This window comes from Oerskovia douganii (assembly GCF_015142735.1).
GTDB lineage: Bacteria > Actinomycetota > Actinomycetes > Actinomycetales > Cellulomonadaceae > Oerskovia > Oerskovia douganii.
The window spans coordinates 1-1,719 of record NZ_JACSPN010000054.1; the positions used below are offsets into that span (position 1 = coordinate 1).

General features: G+C 74.2%; 2 protein-coding genes. Both read left to right on the top strand.

Translation table 11 applies throughout. The features are described from left to right. The first annotated feature begins 107 nt into the window (after nucleotides 1-107). On the top strand, nucleotides 108-1,133 hold the full coding sequence (locus H9623_RS19090) for a hypothetical protein (RefSeq protein WP_193721577.1): 1,026 nt from the start codon (nucleotides 108-110) through the stop codon (nucleotides 1,131-1,133). Between the two features lie 132 nt (nucleotides 1,134-1,265). Beyond that, nucleotides 1,266-1,682: a hypothetical protein gene (locus H9623_RS19095; protein ID WP_193721578.1), complete on the top strand. Its 417-nt coding sequence runs from the start codon at nucleotides 1,266-1,268 to the stop codon at nucleotides 1,680-1,682. Nucleotides 1,683-1,719 lie beyond the last annotated feature (37 nt).

A 1,719-nucleotide genomic window follows, 5' to 3' on the forward strand; every position in this document is an offset into this window, starting at 1 on the left:
CCCCCCCGCGGGCCCCCCGGGGCCAGCGACTCGCGGCCCAGGCGGGCCGCACCCGAACAGCCCGGCCCGGCGCCACGCGCCAGCCCCAGAACACCAGGAGATGAGTCATGGCGAACACCGCCGCCCCGGCCCGCAAGGGTCTGCGAGCTCGGTTCACCCGCAAGCGGCCCGCCGACGCCGCGAGCGTCGAGGACTTCGGTCCCGAGTACTACGGCAAGCCCCCGCGCCCCTGGCCCGTGGTCCTGCTGGCCCTGCCCGCCTACGTCGCGATCTGGGGCGGGTGGGTCGAGCTCGGGAGGATGTGCGGGTTCGGCCCGGTCAACCTGCTCCCCGGGATCGGTGACGGGCTCGTCGTCGACCTGGCGATCACGCTCCCGTTCGGCATGGAGGTCTACGCCGCCTATGCGATGAGCACGTGGCTGTCGAAGAAGCCGGTCCACCCCACGGCGCGAAGGTTCGCCATGTGGTCGTCCATCGCGGCCCTGGTCCTGGGCTCGCTCGGCCAGGTGGCCTACCACCTGCTCGTGGCCAGCGGAATCACGGTGGCCCCGTGGCAGGTCGTGGTCGTGGTGGCCTGCCTGCCGGTGGCCGTCGTCGGGATGGGCGCCGCACTGGCCCACCTGCGCACCGGCCACGGCCCGGCCCGGCCCACCGCCCCCCCGGCCCCTGCCGCACCCGAGGCGTCCCCCGCCGTCCCCGTCCCGGCGCCCGCCGTCGAGCTCGCGCCCGTGCCGGTCGTCTACTCCCCCGCCGAGCCCGTCCCGGCACCGGAGCCCGCCCCGGTCATCGTCGACGAGGCCCCCGAGCTCGAGCCCGCCACGGCGCCCCGCCCCGCCCGTCCCGCCACGGCAGCCACCGACCCCGCCAGCCCGGCCCGCGTGACCCGCGTAGGCCGCACCCCCCGCACCCGCCAGGAGGCCATCGCAGCCCGCAACGCCCTCATCTACGAATGGGCCAAGAACCCGGCCATCTCCCACCGTGACATCGAGCGAGAGACCGGCATCCCCAAGGCGACCGTGACCCGCGTCCTGGCAGCCAAGAAGCGCGAGGACGAGGCCCAGGAGCCCCAGGCACCCCAGGTGCTCGCAGAGCCCGCCGAGCGCGCCTTCACGGGCGAGCTCCTGACCGTCTGACCCGTCGCCCAGAGCCCCGGGCGCCCTGTCTCACCACAGGGCGCCCGGGGCTTGTGCGTGCCCGAGGACTCGTGTAGCTTCGCACTTGCTAGCAACACGCTAGCAACTTGCTAGCAGGGCCGAAGGGGAATCATGAACACCACGACCACCACCCGGACGCACGTCCCGCGCGTCGCACGCTGGAGCGAGGACCGCGCCAAGTTCGCACAGCCCACCGACTTCCACGATGGGGCCACCCCCAGCGGGCTCTACATCTGGGACGCCACCCGCCGCGTGGACCTCACCTCCACGGCCCCCGGCGCCCGCCAGGCCCGCACCCAGCGCTTCGAGCACGGCACGATCCTCGGCGCGCTGAGCGACCACATCGACCACCTGCCCGACAACGACCCGCGCACCCTGACCGCAGAAGCCGCCTACGAGCTCGTGCTCTCCGACCTCGAGACCGGAACCTCGCTCGCGGCCTGGCCCACGATGCGCCGCATCGTCGAGCACGCCCTGGCCCAGATGCTCGGAGTCCCGGCCATCAGCACGGAGTGGCCCGAGTTCTAGCCGACCGCCCCAGGGCCTCCCACGGGAGGCCCTGGGG